At 43.4% G+C, this 15,905-nt stretch carries 17 protein-coding genes; 6 read left to right on the top strand and 11 right to left on the bottom strand.

The window, feature by feature from the left end; genetic code table 11:
* Positions 1-51 precede the first annotated feature (51 nt).
* The gene (locus tag I8J31_RS01330; RefSeq protein ID WP_199466385.1) at positions 52-267 is read right to left on the bottom strand and encodes a DUF2798 domain-containing protein; all 216 of its coding nucleotides are present in this window, start codon (positions 265-267) and stop codon (positions 52-54) included.
* Between the two features lie 241 nt (positions 268-508).
* On the opposite strand from I8J31_RS01330, the gene I8J31_RS01335 reads away from it, so the two are divergent.
* Positions 509-1,315 (top strand): sulfite exporter TauE/SafE family protein, encoded by an 807-nt coding sequence (locus I8J31_RS01335; protein WP_199466386.1) that lies wholly within the window; start codon positions 509-511, stop codon positions 1,313-1,315.
* A gap of 159 nt (positions 1,316-1,474) precedes the next feature.
* Here the strand turns inward: I8J31_RS01335 and I8J31_RS01340 are convergent, their stop codons facing one another.
* The gene (locus I8J31_RS01340) at positions 1,475-2,767 is read right to left on the bottom strand and encodes an MATE family efflux transporter (RefSeq protein ID WP_199466661.1); all 1,293 of its coding nucleotides are present in this window, start codon (positions 2,765-2,767) and stop codon (positions 1,475-1,477) included.
* 407 nt (positions 2,768-3,174) lie between these two features.
* Between I8J31_RS01340 and I8J31_RS01345 the strand changes: the two genes are divergently transcribed.
* Both I8J31_RS01345 and I8J31_RS01350 read left to right on the top strand, forming a co-directional pair.
* Positions 3,175-3,375, top strand: a complete 201-nt coding sequence (locus I8J31_RS01345; protein WP_199466387.1) for a hypothetical protein — start codon at positions 3,175-3,177, stop codon at positions 3,373-3,375.
* A gap of 1 nt (position 3,376) precedes the next feature.
* Positions 3,377-3,805 carry a group II truncated hemoglobin gene (locus I8J31_RS01350; RefSeq protein WP_199466388.1) on the top strand — a complete coding sequence of 143 codons (429 nt, stop codon included), beginning with the start codon at positions 3,377-3,379 and terminating at the stop codon, positions 3,803-3,805.
* Between the two features lie 105 nt (positions 3,806-3,910).
* On the opposite strand, the gene I8J31_RS01355 is transcribed toward I8J31_RS01350, so the two are convergent.
* Positions 3,911-4,315: a winged helix-turn-helix transcriptional regulator gene (locus I8J31_RS01355; RefSeq protein WP_199466389.1), complete on the bottom strand. Its 405-nt coding sequence runs from the start codon at positions 4,313-4,315 to the stop codon at positions 3,911-3,913.
* A gap of 69 nt (positions 4,316-4,384) precedes the next feature.
* Between I8J31_RS01355 and I8J31_RS01360 the strand changes: the two genes are divergently transcribed.
* Positions 4,385-5,182 (top strand): NAD(P)H-binding protein, encoded by a 798-nt coding sequence (locus tag I8J31_RS01360; protein WP_199466390.1) that lies wholly within the window; start codon positions 4,385-4,387, stop codon positions 5,180-5,182.
* 166 nt (positions 5,183-5,348) lie between these two features.
* On the top strand, positions 5,349-5,480 hold the full coding sequence (locus I8J31_RS20985) for a hypothetical protein (RefSeq protein ID WP_267905875.1): 132 nt from the start codon (positions 5,349-5,351) through the stop codon (positions 5,478-5,480).
* Between the two features lie 55 nt (positions 5,481-5,535).
* On the opposite strand, the gene I8J31_RS01365 is transcribed toward I8J31_RS20985, so the two are convergent.
* The gene (locus tag I8J31_RS01365) at positions 5,536-6,204 is read right to left on the bottom strand and encodes a glutathione S-transferase family protein (protein WP_199466391.1); all 669 of its coding nucleotides are present in this window, start codon (positions 6,202-6,204) and stop codon (positions 5,536-5,538) included.
* A 165-nt stretch (positions 6,205-6,369) separates the two neighbouring features.
* Between I8J31_RS01365 and I8J31_RS01370 the strand changes: the two genes are divergently transcribed.
* Positions 6,370-7,329, top strand: coding sequence for a helix-turn-helix transcriptional regulator (locus tag I8J31_RS01370; RefSeq protein ID WP_199466392.1), 960 nt, complete (start codon positions 6,370-6,372; stop codon positions 7,327-7,329).
* 671 nt (positions 7,330-8,000) lie between these two features.
* On the opposite strand, the gene I8J31_RS01375 is transcribed toward I8J31_RS01370, so the two are convergent.
* The 7 genes from I8J31_RS01375 to I8J31_RS01405 all read right to left on the bottom strand — a co-directional run bounded on the left by I8J31_RS01375 (position 8,001) and on the right by I8J31_RS01405 (position 15,898).
* Positions 8,001-8,888 carry an HNH endonuclease gene (locus I8J31_RS01375; protein ID WP_199466393.1) on the bottom strand — a complete coding sequence of 296 codons (888 nt, stop codon included), beginning with the start codon at positions 8,886-8,888 and terminating at the stop codon, positions 8,001-8,003.
* Positions 8,885-10,462 (bottom strand): AAA family ATPase, encoded by a 1,578-nt coding sequence (locus I8J31_RS01380; RefSeq protein ID WP_199466394.1) that lies wholly within the window; start codon positions 10,460-10,462, stop codon positions 8,885-8,887. The genes I8J31_RS01375 and I8J31_RS01380 overlap by 4 nt, the downstream gene beginning before the upstream one ends.
* Before the next feature lie 797 nt (positions 10,463-11,259).
* On the bottom strand, positions 11,260-12,417 hold the full coding sequence (locus I8J31_RS01385) for a GNAT family N-acetyltransferase (protein ID WP_199466395.1): 1,158 nt from the start codon (positions 12,415-12,417) through the stop codon (positions 11,260-11,262).
* Positions 12,418-12,450: 33 nt separating this feature from the next.
* Positions 12,451-13,260 carry a shikimate dehydrogenase gene (gene aroE / locus I8J31_RS01390; protein WP_199466396.1) on the bottom strand — a complete coding sequence of 270 codons (810 nt, stop codon included), beginning with the start codon at positions 13,258-13,260 and terminating at the stop codon, positions 12,451-12,453.
* 28 nt (positions 13,261-13,288) lie between these two features.
* On the bottom strand, positions 13,289-14,224 hold the full coding sequence (hemF, locus tag I8J31_RS01395; RefSeq protein WP_199466397.1) for an oxygen-dependent coproporphyrinogen oxidase: 936 nt from the start codon (positions 14,222-14,224) through the stop codon (positions 13,289-13,291).
* A 79-nt stretch (positions 14,225-14,303) separates the two neighbouring features.
* A complete protein-coding gene (gene lpxM / locus I8J31_RS01400) occupies positions 14,304-15,245 on the bottom strand; it encodes a lauroyl-Kdo(2)-lipid IV(A) myristoyltransferase (RefSeq protein ID WP_199466398.1) in 942 nt (313 codons plus the stop codon).
* Between the two features lie 89 nt (positions 15,246-15,334).
* Entirely contained in the window at positions 15,335-15,898 is a 564-nt protein-coding gene (locus I8J31_RS01405) for a TetR/AcrR family transcriptional regulator (RefSeq protein ID WP_199466399.1), read from the bottom strand.
* Between the last annotated feature and the right edge of the window lie 7 nt (positions 15,899-15,905).

A 15,905-nucleotide genomic window follows, 5' to 3' on the forward strand; every position in this document is an offset into this window, starting at 1 on the left:
CCAGCTTTTCCCAAAGTAGACCAAGGTGCTTTTTCTTATTTTATCTTGGTATTAAAAACGTTCCGACAACCAACGACTTATTTTTTGGATCTCTGGTCCAGATACAAAAGCAATAATAGCCGCCACAGGCCAAGCTGCACTCCATGCCGTCATCCACTGACTCATAAATTCAGCGTTATGGCCCACATTAATAAAGGTAATCCAAGCGGACATAAAAAATGTCAGCACAAAAGACATCATCACAGCAAAGTACAAACGAAATTTCATTATTGTCTCCCCATCATTTTCAATGATGCCTTGTAACAAGTGATCGAAACTAAACCCTAAAACAAAACATTAGAAATATCTAATGTTTTGTTAAAATAGTGATCTTTACCAGCGAGTTTTCTCGAATAAAGAAGACATCGGCGTTTTATAAATCCAAACTAAGCTTTTAGCGAATAGCATTAAATCTCGTTACAATAAACACTGCCTTTCTTTACCATCAAACACCTCAACAAGGACAAGCATGGAACATTTACTTTGGTGGCAATACGCATGCATCGCCGCCATCTTCGTATGGAGCGGTTTTGTCCGCAGTGGGTTGAGTTTTGGCGGCGCAGTGTTAGCCCTACCTTTTTTGTTACTGGTCAAAAATGACCCGCTGTTATTTTTGCCCATCATTTCCATTCACCTGTTGGTGTTTTCCAGCTGGATCGCTTGGCAAGGCTCAAAAGCCACCAAACAACAAGCCAAGCTAGCGGCGGAACAGGGCGAAGCGCCAAAAGAAGAAGAGGGAAATATTGCTTGGGGTTATTTGAAGAAAGCCCTCGGTATCATGATAGTGCCTAAACTCATCGGCGTCTTTGGTCTACTCACCCTACCGGGCGACATAGTCACCGGCGTGATTTTTGTCATCGTCGCGGTATTTGCTGTGTCTTATATTTTGAACAAACCCTTTTATACCAATAATAAGTTCCTCGACACCACTTTCCTGATGCTGGGTGGCTACGTCAGCGGTACCTCTTTAATTGGCGCACCTTTAATCGTGTCCGTATTTGCCACCAAAGTCCCACGTCATCAGCTGCGCGATACCTTATTTGTGCTTTGGTTTATTCTGGTCATGATCAAGATGGTGTCATTCCTCATTGCAGGCGTCGACCTACAGCTCATCCATCAACTTTGGTTATTGCCTTGTGCCTTGCTAGGTCATGTTTTTGGGCAGAAGCTACACAGCCGCGTTCAAAAGGCCGAAACACCTGTGTTCTTCCAGTTTGTCGGCTGGGCGTTATTGACTGTTTGTGGGTTTGGCTTGTACTCGACCTTTATGCTGTAGCTGTTAATGCCTACTTTTGAATAGATAACGAACGAATAAAAGGCGAACATGCCACAAGATCAACCCTCGCTACGGCGCTAAAGCGCAAACGTCCGCGGGAGGTTGGTCTTGTGGCACCATTTTTGGGAGAATTGGCTCTAAGAAAACAGGGCAAGCTGGTTAATCGCTATGACTAAACCAAACGCCCTGCTTCATGTTGTGTAGATAACACCAATACAGAGTGATGGCACGAGCAATAAATAACAGTGCTTGGCTCAGCCACAGGCCATGATTTCCTAAGTCTTGAGTGATAAACCAGACGGGAAAGAAAACACCCGCCACGCAAAGGATCATGGTGTTCTGCATCTGTTTCACACTGGTGGTACCAATGAAGACACCATCCAACATATACGACCAAATACCTAACAGAGGCAAGCAAATAAGCCAAGGTAGGTACAGAGCAGCATCCGCCCGTACGCTTTGCACATTAGTCAGTAAGTGAATGATTTGATTACCAAAGACCCAAAAAATCAGCATTAAACCCATCGCAGCCAATAATGCCCAATAAGTTGAAAGACGGATAACCTTCCTAAAATTGGCCTTGTCTTTGCGACCGTAATACTCACCGCATAAGGCTTCCACAGAGAAAGCAAAACCATCTAAGGCATTGGAAATAATCATCAAAAAAGTCAGTAACACCGCATTGGCGGCCAGAATAGAATCGCCTTGACGTGCCCCTTGAGCGGTAAAAAACAACATCACACACAACAGCAAAATAGTGCGCACAAACAGATAACGATTCACCTGCACCAAGGCCATGTATTCTCGCCATTTAGCTAGGGCTTTAAGCGGTACATGGCCAGTAAAGCCTTTAAGTTTATGCCACGCCAAAACACCCGCCACCGTGACACCAATGTAATGAGCAAATACCGTTGCCCACGCAACGCCATCACTGGCCATCCCCAAGCCATACACGGCAAAATAGTCGAGCACCATGTTGGCAAGGTTAATCACCAACAACATCCACAACGGGCCTTTAGAATATTGCACACCAAAGAACCAGCCCATCAAAGCATAACCAGCTAATACTGCTGGCGCACTGAAGATCCGCGCTTCACAATAAAGACGCGCCCAAGGTTCCACATCGGCACTGGGCGCCATTAAATGAATAGCAAAATCGATCAAAGGAGCACGGAATAGGATCAGCATTAAGCCGACCAATACCCCCATCAAAATGGACTGTAATAGCAGCTCACGAACTCGACGATCATCCCCTTGCCCAAGCGCTTGGGCAGTGAGCCCAGTGGAGCCCATACGCAAAAAACCAAACGCCCAAAAGAGAAAACTAAAAATACTGGCGCCAATCGCTACAGCGCCAAGATGGGTCGCGGTTCCTAAGTGCCCAACCACAGCCGTATCGACCAAGCCCAAAAAGGGCGTCGTTATGTTCGACACCATAGGCGGCCATGCCATGCGCCAGATTTTGAGATTCATCACACTATTGGAACGATAGGAGGAAATCAGCGATTTTACCAATATATTTGGCACAAATGTCTCACATGTGGATATTTCAATTTCTGTGGATAAATAATGAGCAATGCACCAAGAAGCAGCACACATACGATTGTGGAAAACAGCCCTAGTTATACACAAATAGAGTCTATTGTGGGAGTGGCAGGGCAAAATTCAGTTCAATTAAGGCCATTCTTGAGCATTATTTGCTTCTTTCACGATTTGTACACAGCGAAAGAAAATCAAAAACGCAGGAAAATAACCCGCTCTAAATATTGGATAAGTCGTGCTTTTTTCCACAATCTTGCTAGCATCGTCTGAAAACTTTGTTAAAATCGCGCATATTTTTCATTTTTTGGAGAGAGCTAATGAACAAGAAATTCAAACCTTATATCGAAGGTTTAGCCGTCGGCTGTGTTTTTATCAGCATCACCATGCTCTTCCAAATTCCGCTTTATATGAGCTTCATTATTGGTGCCTTAGCGGCTCTAGGTGGTTATCGAAATTCCATCAAGATGGATAAAGAAAAAGCCGAAAAAAACCAACCGTCCAAACAAGACCAAGAATAACATGACCCAAGCAAAGCAACCGGCTTACGGTGAGGGAGACGTCACCTTACAAGCAGTAGGTGGTTTAGATGGTCTACGTACCCTAGTCGAAACCTTCTATCGTCTAATGGAAAACACACCAGAGTTTCGGCCTTTGTTTGATATGCATCCAAACAACATTAGCTTAACCATTGACAAGTTAGTCGCCTTTTTATCCGGCTGGATGGGAGGAGAGCGCTTATTCGCCAAAAACTATGGTGAAATCAGCCTGCCACAAGCCCATGCTCACTTGGTTGTGACAGAAAAAGAAAAAGCCATGTGGCTAAACTGCATGGCCGCCGCCTTGGATGAAATAGGTTACCAAGGCGATCTAAAAACCTACCTGCTCAGCAAGCTAGAATTTCCCGCTGAGCGTATTCGACAAGTCAGCACGGCAAGGCATAATAGTTGACGCGCCTACATCGACGACCCTCGCTACTTAGACTACTTAAAATCTTAATTTAGCTCTGACACGAATTATTCAGTTAATTGCTTCGTTATATTCTCTAGAAAACAATTAGGTGTTTCCTTCATCAAAAGCAGCACGTGCAAGCTCTAAGTCAAGCTTATTCTGCTTACTCCACTCCACAAGTGATGAAACCTGATTGGAAAACGAATATCCGAGATCGGATAGCTCATAAGTAACACTTGGAGGAATAGTCGGTTCAACATGTCGAATAACATAACCATCACGTTCTAGTCTGCGCAATGTCAGCGTCATCATCCTTTGCGATATTCCAACTAGCGCCTTTTCAATTTCTCGATAGCGTTTCGGGCCATTGGAAAGCTCTACTAAAGCCATCACAGTCCATCGCTCACCAAGCCGATCAAGAATAAAGCGTAATCCACAATCCTCATGCTCACCAGAACCGCAGGGAGACAAGGGTGTTGTTAAACGAACATTTATGTGTGTATCAGACAAAATTGTGCCTCCTTACAAAAAAACTGAAACCTCTCTACAGTAGAGAAAACGATTAATAGAGGAAATACTATGATGTTAATAACGGGAACCTCAGGCCAACTTTCATCACTTATTGTAGCCAAAGCAAAAGAACTAGGCTTAAATTTTATTACGGCTAGCCGGTCACTTAACGCTGATAGGCAGATGGACTTTGACCATATTGAAACAATAGATTTTACAGGTGTCGATACTCTGTTTCTTACCTCTGCTGGTTATGCTGAGGATGATATTGTTATTCGCCGGCACAATAACGTTATTACCGCAGCCAGCACGCAAGGAGTAAAGCATATTGTCTATACAAGCCTTTCTTATGCAAGTGATCATCTAGGCTTTGCTTTAGCTCACCGTTGGACAGAAAGAAGGTTACAAGAAAGCGGTATGGCATGGACAATATTGCGTAATGGTCTTTACGCTGAATTAATTGGCAGTCTTGCTAGTTCCTATGAAGGTCGAATAACTGCACCTTTTGGTAACGAAGAAATTTCAGCAGTTTCACGAGAAGACCTTGCAGATGCTGCGGTTGCAGTACTCAAAGATACGATAGCGCACAATAATAAGGTATACGAGCTATCTGGGGTAAAGTCATTCTCAGTGCCCGATCTTGCGCAACGCATTTCTGTTCGTTACGAACCAACCGACTTAAGCACAGAAAGAAGCAGGCTAGAAACTTTACAATTACTTCCCTTTCAGGTTCCAATGTTGATGTCTATATACGCTTCGTCAATGGCAGGCTTCCTAAAAACAAACTCGAGTGACCTCACAAGTCTGGTACCTCGACCTAGGGATGCACTCGCAACTGCTTGTACGACTGCGACGAAAGAAACATAACAACTAAATCAATAGCACATTTACGTATCCGTTGCCTTTATTTGTTACATGTTTACACCTGAAATACGGCCCGGCTTAAAAGATGGGACTACAAGTAACCCTTGCCGCTGCACAATTAAAATTGTGCAGCGGCATTGCCAGAGTTATCCAGTAGGTGACACATCCCATGGTTGCGATGGACTGTTGCGCTTTGAATGAAATAGGTTACCAAGACGATCTAAAAACCTACCTGCTCAGCAAGCTAGAATTTCCCGCAGAACGTATTCGACAAGTGAGTACAGCAAGGCATAATAGCTAAGTTAACAACACCAGCTAAACAAATACTCTTGATAACCCAAATCACGAAACGATCTCTAGTTAATATCACCGTTATTTGCTGCCGACGATTGCTCAAGTTTCAACGCTTGGTCTTGCTGTTCAACGTTAATAAATGCTGGGCGAGAGGTAATGCGCTCAATGTAAGCGTCAACCACAGGGTTCGTCGTAATTAACCCCAGCATGCTGCACCATTTCAACGTTGCGCCCCAAAAGATATCGACAGCGTAAAGCTGTTCTCCCAGTAAATAAGGGCCTTTGGCTATTTGGTCGTACAAAGCTTTCAGCATGGTGTCAAAGCTACCGTAGGGAGAATGGAGCGCCTCAATAGGAGAACGATTAAAAGCTTGGTCGATCAAAGCGGGTTCAAAGCTGCTCCCTTGGAAAGCCATCCAGCGCAAATAGGCACCGCGCTTAGGATCATTAAAAGCAGGTGCCAGCCCTTTCTCAGGAAACAGGTCAGCCAGATATAAGTAACAGGCAACTTGTTCGGTCACAACAGTGCCCTTATGAACCAGGGTTGGAAACTTGCCCAAAGGGTTTATCGCCAAAAATTCCGCTTGTTGATTTTCCCCTGCTGCGAAATTCAGAACCTTCATTTCATAGGAAACGCCCAATTCTTCCAGCAAAGTCCAAATGCCAGTTCCTCTAGTTTGTGGGGCATGATATAGGGTAATAGTGTCGTTGTTGCTTAAAATCTCGCTCATGTTCGCTACCTTAAAAGTTGGTTAATGAAATAGTGGTTACTGCATGAGCCATGTTAGAGATGAAACCTGCCACCTTATGTCAGGTATTTACTTTATACTGGGAAAATACATTCGCTTGGCGCTATGACTTAACACGGCTACTTAGAACAACCAAAGGAGAACCCCATGCGAGCCAGCCGAGTACTGAAACTTCTGATGATGCTCCAATCCCATGAAAAGGTCACCGCTCAAGCATTAGCAGACGCCTGTGAAACCTCTATCCGTACCGTTTATCGAGATATCGACGCGCTAAGTGCAATAGGCGTCCCCGTATACAGTGAACAAGGCGTACAAGGCGGCTACCGTCTATTACATGGCTACCGCACTCGCTTAAACGGACTTTCTGCCAAAGAAGCAGAAACCTTATTTCTGGCGGGTTTATCCGGTTCCGCTCAAAAAATGGGACTACAAACCACGCTTGCCGATGCACAATTGAAATTGAAAGCGGCATTACCAGAAGACATCCGACACGAAGCGGATCGCTTACAGAGCCGATTTTTACTGGATGCGCCAAACTGGTTTTCTGACGATGAAACCGTAACCTTCTTACCAGAACTCATGACAGCCGTGTTAGACCAACAGTGTATTAGCATGCGATACCAGAGCTGGAAAGGCGAACGAAACCGCCAAGCCCAACCATTGGGCATCGTCTTAAAAGGCGGTCAGTGGTATTTATTAGCGAAAGTAGACAATGACATTCGGACGTATCGCGTATCCCGAATTGACTCACTCACCGTATTAGAAGAACGCTTTGAACGCCCAAAAGACTTCAACTTAACAGCGTTTTGGCAAGACAGCCTACGTCGTATGGAAGCACTGCAATTCCCAATGATAGCCGAAGTACGATTAACCGCGTTGGGAGTGAAAATCATGGAATACGTGTGTTCTTCTTATGTGGTAAATCAGGCACAAATTGAACCTATGGATGATTCAGGCTGGCATAGTGTCAAACTGCCAGTAGGCGACACACCCCACGCTTGTACTGAACTTTTACGCTTTGGCGTAGAACTCGAAGTCATTGGCCCACCAACACTACGCCTAGCGATGGAAGAACTCGTATCGTCCTTATCCAAGATTTATCAATGAAATAGATATTTGGTGTAAGAGGGAAGCTTTCAGCTTCGTTTAAAGGGGCTTTGCCCCTTTTGAACCCCAGTTATTCGTTATATTGTTTCCATTCAAACACTTTGTATTCATAAGGTTTATTCCGCCCCGCTGGGCGTGGGTCTAGTTCATTAGCTGATTCAAGTTCCATTCAAACATTTTGTATTCCCAACCTTTTTTCCGCCCTGCTGGGCGTGTAACTTTTGTCAAACGACACAAAAGTAACCAAAAGGTCTCTTATCGGACTTTCAGCCCAAAACGTCTCATTGGCTTTGTTTAACATAAGCCTTAGCACAACGGTTTTTTACGTAAGGTGTTGATGTGATTTTTAGATGCAAATAAGTCAGTAATCGAATGACTCGGAAACACCATAGGGTCGCGCAATCAGGATTGCGTCGAATTTGATTTATCTGGGCCGAGAGTCACTAAGTGACGTTCCGCACGGCGGATCACCGAAGAAGAACTCAACTGGTAGCAAGTGAAGTGGAGAAGCTAAAAGTCCTGACGAAGAAGTCTGCCTAGCTAAAATACAAAGCTATCAACAGACTTAAAGATTAGCCTTGTTATGGACTGTGAAATCAACGACTCTGATCCCTTGAATCCAAAGACTCCAACTACGGTGCCTTAATTTTACTCTGGCCTGAATTATTAAACTATCCCTCAAAGAATGCGACGGAATTTGCTAAACATTGGTACATAACTTTTTTCCAATGATTAGGAAATTGGGTGGATTCTATTATTGGCATAAGATTTGAACTAATAAACTCTGTCTTGATTGCTTGAGGTGTTACTTGTGGAGCAAGCCTTAGAACACTTTCTGTAAAGGCATTTTTTTGATCAATAACTTCACTTAAATGTTTTCCTGCTTCTAACCTATACCTACAGGCTAAGTCTAGAGCATTAAAATGACTAGCCGCCCTATTTTTGTCTTCCTGACTCCATGTGGTAGGGCAATTAACGTAAAACCGAAACGCTCCATCATCTTCATCAATATACTCAGCAAAAACCCATTGTTCCTGATAAAAAAGATCTTTATCTATATATGGATGGATTGCCTGTTCATCTGCGATGGTAGCGTAAGCTTGGCCTTTCTCACCCATATTGCAATCACGGCATGATGGCACTAAATTCAATGGCATTACTGAAAACTCAGGAAAATGAGCTTTTGGTAGAAAATGATCTAAGTTCTTAGTATGACCTATATCCCCACAAAATGGGCAGCGCTCCCCAGAAGAAACCAACAAAATATCGTAATAATCTCTTGCAGGTTTGTCTTTGTCGCGCAAATTATTTTCATACAGGTTAACTAATTTTCTTTTTGTAAGATGCCCAACAACTTGGGTTGTATCAGCTAAAGGGGTTACTTTAGGGTATGTGTATAAGTTGCCAGCAACACTTAATGCTTGGTATTGCTGTTCTTTTGTGTAAAAAGTTGGAAAAACTGAAATAAAGTTGTTTCGAACATTAACTTGTTCCATTCCTTCTGAGCACTTTTCCAGCATGTCTTTGAAAGATATATTAGGGAGAGCTAGTCTTTTCATTTTGATTTGCTTTCATCCCTACTTAAAACCATTGCTTTTAAAACAGTTCTGCCCTCTAAGCCTATTTGATTCTTATATTTTAACAATATTTCATCATACGAATCCCCTGATTCAACAGATTTAGTTAGAAGTGAGTGATATCCTGAATTTGCAACTTCAAGAACAAATACTTCACGAGTTAATACTCCAAGGTTTTCGCCAAACGTTTCTATTTCGGGCCTTTCAACTGCTATAACTTCCCTAGAGCGTATGACTTTCCATACACATGATTTGGGAATTTCTTGGAGAACAACAGGGGAGTGAGTAGCGATTATTGCTACTCCATTTTTGATATACAACAAATCACTTAACGTACGCAAAAATGCCGACAAAAGAGGTGGATGCAGATGGCCTTCTGGCTCATCCAATAATACAAGAGATTTTTCTCCAACGGTATTAACTAATCTCGTTATAGTAAACAGTACTATTGCATGCCCAGAACTCATTCGTTGTAAGTAATTATTTATATCCTGATAAAATAACTCTTTAAACTGGTCATTATCAATTTGAATATTTTTGTTATTTTCTTTAAGGTTGGTATATCTAGTATTAAGTATGCTTAATCCCATATTTTCGAAGTTTTGATCACTGCTTAAACTATGAATAGCATCAAGCCAAAGAGCTTTTTTACCTTCGTTACTTAAGCAACCGATTAAAGCTGAAACAAAGTCTTTACGAATATCACCTAATGAATTTAGCGCTTCATTATTTTCTCTATTTTTTAGACCAATATAAAAATACTTCGTTCCTTTAGCAGGGTCTGGTTGTTCTTGAGGTGGGGTAAATGGATCGAATGCGCTAAAAGATACGGAAACTAAAGAACGAAAATAACCATTAGGAATACGAGTTTCAGTAAACATACTACTTTCTGTAAAAAGACATGATTCGTGTTCGGGATTGGTTATCGCATCAATCATACCGTTTAAAATAGTCGTTTTACCACATCCGTTACGCCCAATAAAAGCATGAATATTTGTGCTTGGTATAGATCCTACTTTTACTTTAAATGGTATTTTTAGATCACAATAACCATCTAGATTTTTTCTTACAAAGTTAAATTTAAAATCAGATAACTCAGCAAGGCCATCGAGTACCCTAGAGAACTGGCCATGTACATCAGATAATGTAACCCCACGAAAAAGAGATGTATTCAAGACTTCTTCATCTTCAATGTCTTTGATTTTTTCGGGTTTATAAACAATATCTTCTAAAGCAGTTAATAAGTTTCGCTTTACTTCAGAGTCTAACTTATTTAAATTTTTGTAATATTCAGTATCAGTTCCTAATGAGAAGTATTGATCATTTAAAAGCGAGAAGCCTTGGCCTAATGTCGTGTATGTAGCTTTGTCAGTAGTTTGTCCTTTAAAAGCAATCTTTACATTTCCAATTTCATGTTCTTTTCCTTCCTTATCAAAGACTGTTAAATAAAACATGGTGATGAAGGAATAATCATTCCACTTATCTACACTTAAATATGCGGTATCTATAGAAGCAGGAGGTTTTCGACCATAATTATCTATAACTACAAAATTCATCTCTACATATCCCATAAAACATATTAACAAACCCCTTTAGCTTTTTAGTTCACATTTATTATTTAGTCGTAGCGATTAGCCCAGTAAAACTATTGAACAACTTAATAGCGAATATACTAATGTAGGTGACTACCAAAAAACCTTAGAACTACTATAAAGCATTTATTTTAAATTTTTTATTAAAAAACAAAAAATAGTAAAAGCGAGCGTTCGATTTAAATATTTCAAGGAAGGTAATTAAGGAGATGCACTAGATAAGAAAACTCCATCTAAAACACGCCTTTCCCTGACTGTTTTTGACGATACTATTAGGCGGTTTAAATAACCACTTCATATTTGTGTCTTTTCTTTACTAACAAGCCGTTATGTAAGCGGTGGGCTGCTAACCCCCCACAAAGCCAAAAGACATAACCCCATCTTCCGTCTTCCCCTTACTCTTTAACTCAGGTAACAAAGACAAGGAAAAGAGACTTTGGTCTTTGGTGTCTCAAGGTCTTACTGACTCTTAAACCAGACAAAAATCATTCGATTCAATCCTGATTGAACGACCATGATCTCCTCACGTGACACAGTAAAGACAGACTCTAAAACACATAAAGAATCCATTAATACCTTACGTAACAACGAGCGTAGGGGAACAATCATGCGCTTATGGCAAAACAACGCATTAAATGTCTAAAGAGACCTTTTGGTTACTTTTGCGGCTCTGGGCAAAAGTTACCCGCTCAGCAGAGCGGAAAAATGCTAATAAATACAAAGCGTTTGAATGGAACTTGGCTAACCTGATGCCCCGAGAGTTAACTCTCTTTAAACGGCAACAACCCATGGGTATCCCGATGATACCCCCGCACGGCTTCCGCTTCTTCTTCACAAAACTGCCCAATGGCATCACGAAAACCCGGGTGGGCGATATGATGAATACTGTGGCTGAAGACAGGTTCAAAACCTCGGGCTATTTTGTGTTCCCCTTGGGTGCCCGGATCGAAGTGCTGTAACCCTTTTTCCAAACAGAACTCGATACCTTGGTAGTAACAGGCTTCAAAGTGCAGGCAGTCTACTTCTTCCATACAGCCCCAGTAACGACCATACAAAGAATGATCATCGAAGAAACACCAAGAAGCGGCTATGGCTTCGTCCTCTCGATGGGCTTGCACTAGAAGAATTTTATCACCCATTGTGTCGGCCAGTTGCCCAAAAAACTCGCGGGTTAAGTAACCTTGCTGACCGCGCTTTGCGTAGGTTGCTTGATAGCAGAGGTAGAAGAAGTCTATCTCGGCAGGTGTGAGGTCACTGCCTAATGTTCTGGTTAGGTTAATGCCTTGTTTCGCGACTTTCTCTCGCTCTTTTCGGGCTGTCTTGCGCTTGCGGCTGGAGAAGTGGGAAAGGTAGTGTTCCATGTCTTGATAGTCACGGTTAAACCAATGAAATTGACAGGATATGCGGTGTAAGAGGTCTTTATTTGGGGCGAATAATTCTGCATGTTCTGGCTTGGTGAATAACAGATGCCAGCTTGAAAACTCTCGCGCTTGGTTCGCTTGCGTCATGATCTCGGCAAGGGCTGGGTACAGATGAGCAAAGGCGAGGTTGTCGCCTTTTGGGTCCATATGAGAAAACAGCCGAAGCCCAGTCACAGGAGAGAAGGGTATCGCCCAAATACGTTTAGGGTAATACGCCATACCGTGCCGCTGGTAGGCATCTGCCCAAGACCAATCGAATACAAATTCCCCTTGGGAGTGGGTTTTCAAATAGGTTGGCGCAATGGCCAGCGGTGTATCGTCGTCATCCATCACCAATAAATATTCAGGATACCAGCCCGTGCCATCGCCAATGCTTTTGCTTTGCTCTAAGGCTTTATGGAAGGCGAACTGTGCAAAGGGATAACGCGTTTCTCCAATGGCTTCTTGCCATTTGGCTTCGCCTATTTGATCCACTGAGTTAAACCATTGTGCCTTCATATTGCTTTCCTTTATGACGCTTACGTCAGTGACTTAGTTAGCTTCCATTTGCTGGCGCATGATAGACACCAAGCTGGCGGTATCTGGTCGTACCTGACGCCATAAATAAAAGGCCTCCGCCGCTTGCCCTACCAGCATACCCAGTCCGTCCGCGCCATTGGCGCCATGTTCATGGGCCCATTGCAAAAACACGGTGCGTTCTGCCCCGTACATCATGTCATAACACCAGGTTTGAGCACCGACCAACTCGTCTTTTAACGGCGGTAAGCTGCCAGACAAGCTCGCCGAGGTGCCATTTATAATAATGTCGAACTCGCCTTCTAGGGCTTCGAAGGAGGAGGCGAGGCAACCGAAATGGTCGGCCAAGGCTTGAGCTTTTTCGACCGTTCGATTGGCAATGGTGACAGATTTTGGCTTTTCGGATAAAACAGGTTCAAGCACGCCACGCACTGCGCCACCCGCGCCTAATATTAAGATGCGCTTGTCTTTTAGCGGTTGCTCTTGGTTATGGGTAATGTCTCGAACCATGCCGATTCCGTCGGTATTGTCGCCGAAAAGCTCGCCATTTTTCCCCATCAACAATGTATTCACCGCACCGGCCTGTTTTGCCCGTTTGCTCAGTACATCGCACATGGCGTAGGCACGTTCTTTAAAGGGTACAGTCACGTTTAAACCTTTGCCGTCCTTTGCGAAGAAGTCACGAACTTGCGCTTCAAATGCAATATCGTCGCCTAACAGGGTGGTATACGTTAGACTTTGCTTTGTTTGCTCTGCGAAGTACCCATGGATACTAGGCGATTTACTGTGAGCAATGGGGTTACCAACAACGGCGTATTGATCCACGGTTCTGATTCCTTTTTAAAATTCGAGTTTACAGCCAGTCTTTTGAGGTGAGGTAGTATTCAGTCAACTTGGCTTCTTCGCTGTGTGGCTCAACTTGATAGTCATAGGTCCAACGCACTTCTGGCGGTAAGGACATCAAAATCGACTCGGTACGACCCACACCACTTTGCAAACCAAAGTGGGTACCACGATCGAACACCAAATTGAATTCTACGTAACGACCACGACGATGCAGCTGGAAGTCGCGCTGCTGTGCAGTGAAAGGAAGATCTTTGCGGCGCTCTAAAATCGGCATATAAGCGTTACTGTAAGCATCGCCCACAGCGCGCATCATAGCAAAACAATGTTCGAAGCTGCCTTCATTAAAATCGTCAAAGAAAAGGCCACCAATGCCACGGGGCTCGCCACGGTGCTTAAGATAAAAGTACTCATCGCACCAATGCTTAAAACGACCATAAAGATCATCACCAAATGGCTGCAATGCGTCTTTAGCAGTTTGATGCCAATGGATACAGTCTTCGTCAAAGCCATAATATGGCGTCAGGTCAAAACCACCACCAAACCACCAGACTGGGTCCATGCCTTCTTTGTTCACCACAAATAAACGCACATTCGCATGCGAAGTGGCTGCAAAAGGGTTATTAGGGTGAATGACAAGAGACACACCTAAGGCTTCAAAACGCCCTCCCGCCAGCTCAGGGCGATCCGCTGTTGCTGAAGCAGGTAGGTTTTCCCCTTTCACATGGGAAAAGTTAACCCCCCCTTTTTCAATGACCTTGCCATTGGCAATAACGCGAGTGCGACCACCGCCACCAAGCGGTCTATCCCATGTGTCTTCATGGAAGCGCACTTCGGGTTCGAACCCTTCTAGCGAGGAGCAAATACTGTCCTGCAAGGACAATAAGTAGGTTTTTACGGCTTCAATATCTTGAAGAGTTATCGAAGCGGATGAGCTTGCTGACATGACATACTCCGTCTCATGGCATCACTAAAAATGGGGTAAAAGGCCTATCTGATGGGATAAACCCTAAGCTAATCACCTGCTAATAAAGGCGAGATCCATCAGGGCGGCTGCGCAGTATATTCAAGATCCACATATACTGTTCTGGACGAGACGCGATCATTTCCTCTAACGCCTTGTTCATCACTAACGCATCTTGTGTTTCATCCCCCGTAGGGAAGTTCTCAAGAGCGGGAAGTACATGCAGCTCGTACTTTCCAGATTCGGCATTATAAGCCTGAAACATAGGAACAATTTTGGCTTTTGTTAGCTTGGTTAGTTTACCTAGACCTTTTAATGTTGCTTTTTCTGCACCAAAAAAGGGAACAAAAACAGACTGTTGCGGGCCATGATCTTCATCAGGTAAGTAATACCCTAAGCAGCCGTCCTTCACCGATTTAAGAAAAGGCTTAATGCTGGCATCGCGAGGGTAAACCACGCCTCGACCATACTGCATACGTTGGGTGTGCATCAGCCAATCCATCAAGGGATTTTTTTGTGGGCGCATGATAGTCGTAATGGTATAACCCCGTGACGCCAGCATGGAGCCGGTATAATCAATCGCCCAACAATGAGGTGTCAGCGAGATCACATTGTCACCTCGGTCTAGCAGAGGAAACAGGTTTTCCCCACCAATCACTTCATCACGGCTTTTTTTATACTTTTCACTGCGAACTAAGAGTTCGCCATAAGCCAAACAAAATTGCAGCCCGGTTTCTAAACTACTAAGAAGCATGGCTTGACGTTCTTCCTGACTCTTTTCAGGAAAACATTGTTCAAGATTTAAGCGAGCCCGTTTTAGCGTACTGGCTTTCCTGCCAACTAATAGTTTCGCTAATTTGCAGGCCAATTTATCGCGAATACGAAATGGGACAAACGCCAATAGAAAAGCGATAAAAATAATAAACCAAGTCGCCCAAAAACGAGGATGAAGAAAGCGCCACTGAAAGGTAGGGTTATGTAAAAATTTCTCAGATGTACTCATTTAAAAAGATGCCTATCCCATACTGTGAGTAAAAAAACATAATGGTACATCAATCACTAGACACCTTACATTGATATCGCCTGTCTAAGCTAAATATGAGCCTTTCGCCAACAAGACATTGCCTTTTCAAAAAACTCAGCATTATCTGTCGCTTGCACTAGTACAGAGGCACCATGAAGGGCCGCAAGGAATTGAATGCTTTGGATTTTAGCCTGATCTTCCAAAGAAGGCTCAAAGCGCATAAAGACCTGCGTTAACCATTCCAGTTTCACCTGATAAAAATCGGCGAGAGCGGTACTAACAGCTTCGGGCAATCTATGTTTGTCGGCCGTTAACATGGTGCATAAGCTCATATTATGATGATCAACAATCTTCGCTTTAAAGCCATCAATAAAGCCATTGAGCATTGTATTAGGGTTTAAGGTTTCATCGTTTGGGTCAGGTAAGCGCCTTGAAAACACTTCTGTATAACGAACCATCACAGCAGCGGCAAGGTCACCTTTGGTTGGGTAATGGTAGTGAACACTCGCACTCTTAATGCCAACCTCTTCGGCAATATCACGAAAGCTAAATGCGCCATAGCCGCCTTGAACAATTAAGCGTTCTGCTACGTCTTGTATCTTGTTTTTCGTATCGACCTTATCGATTGTCATGCCCAGC

The organism is Marinomonas transparens (genome assembly GCF_016463975.1).
Classification (GTDB): Bacteria; Pseudomonadota; Gammaproteobacteria; order Pseudomonadales; family Marinomonadaceae; genus Marinomonas; species Marinomonas transparens.

Coding starts and splice junctions, on each gene's coding strand:
- I8J31_RS01345 (WP_199466387.1), top strand. CDS start 3,175: ATGAACAAGAAATTCAAACCTTATATCGAAGGTTTAGCCGTCGGCTGT.
- I8J31_RS01405 (WP_199466399.1), bottom strand. CDS start 15,898: ATGACAATCGATAAGGTCGATACGAAAAACAAGATACAAGACGTAGCA.
- I8J31_RS01370 (WP_199466392.1), top strand. CDS start 6,370: ATGCGAGCCAGCCGAGTACTGAAACTTCTGATGATGCTCCAATCCCAT.
- I8J31_RS01340 (WP_199466661.1), bottom strand. CDS start 2,767: ATGGCATGGCCGCCTATGGTGTCGAACATAACGACGCCCTTTTTGGGC.
- I8J31_RS20985 (WP_267905875.1), top strand. CDS start 5,349: ATGGTTGCGATGGACTGTTGCGCTTTGAATGAAATAGGTTACCAAGAC.
- I8J31_RS01375 (WP_199466393.1), bottom strand. CDS start 8,888: ATGAAAAGACTAGCTCTCCCTAATATATCTTTCAAAGACATGCTGGAA.
- lpxM (WP_199466398.1), bottom strand. CDS start 15,245: ATGAGTACATCTGAGAAATTTTTACATAACCCTACCTTTCAGTGGCGC.
- I8J31_RS01360 (WP_199466390.1), top strand. CDS start 4,385: ATGATGTTAATAACGGGAACCTCAGGCCAACTTTCATCACTTATTGTA.
- I8J31_RS01380 (WP_199466394.1), bottom strand. CDS start 10,462: ATGAATTTTGTAGTTATAGATAATTATGGTCGAAAACCTCCTGCTTCT.
- I8J31_RS01350 (WP_199466388.1), top strand. CDS start 3,377: ATGACCCAAGCAAAGCAACCGGCTTACGGTGAGGGAGACGTCACCTTA.
- I8J31_RS01385 (WP_199466395.1), bottom strand. CDS start 12,417: ATGAAGGCACAATGGTTTAACTCAGTGGATCAAATAGGCGAAGCCAAA.
- I8J31_RS01335 (WP_199466386.1), top strand. CDS start 509: ATGGAACATTTACTTTGGTGGCAATACGCATGCATCGCCGCCATCTTC.
- I8J31_RS01330 (WP_199466385.1), bottom strand. CDS start 267: ATGAAATTTCGTTTGTACTTTGCTGTGATGATGTCTTTTGTGCTGACA.
- I8J31_RS01365 (WP_199466391.1), bottom strand. CDS start 6,204: ATGAGCGAGATTTTAAGCAACAACGACACTATTACCCTATATCATGCC.
- hemF (WP_199466397.1), bottom strand. CDS start 14,224: ATGTCAGCAAGCTCATCCGCTTCGATAACTCTTCAAGATATTGAAGCC.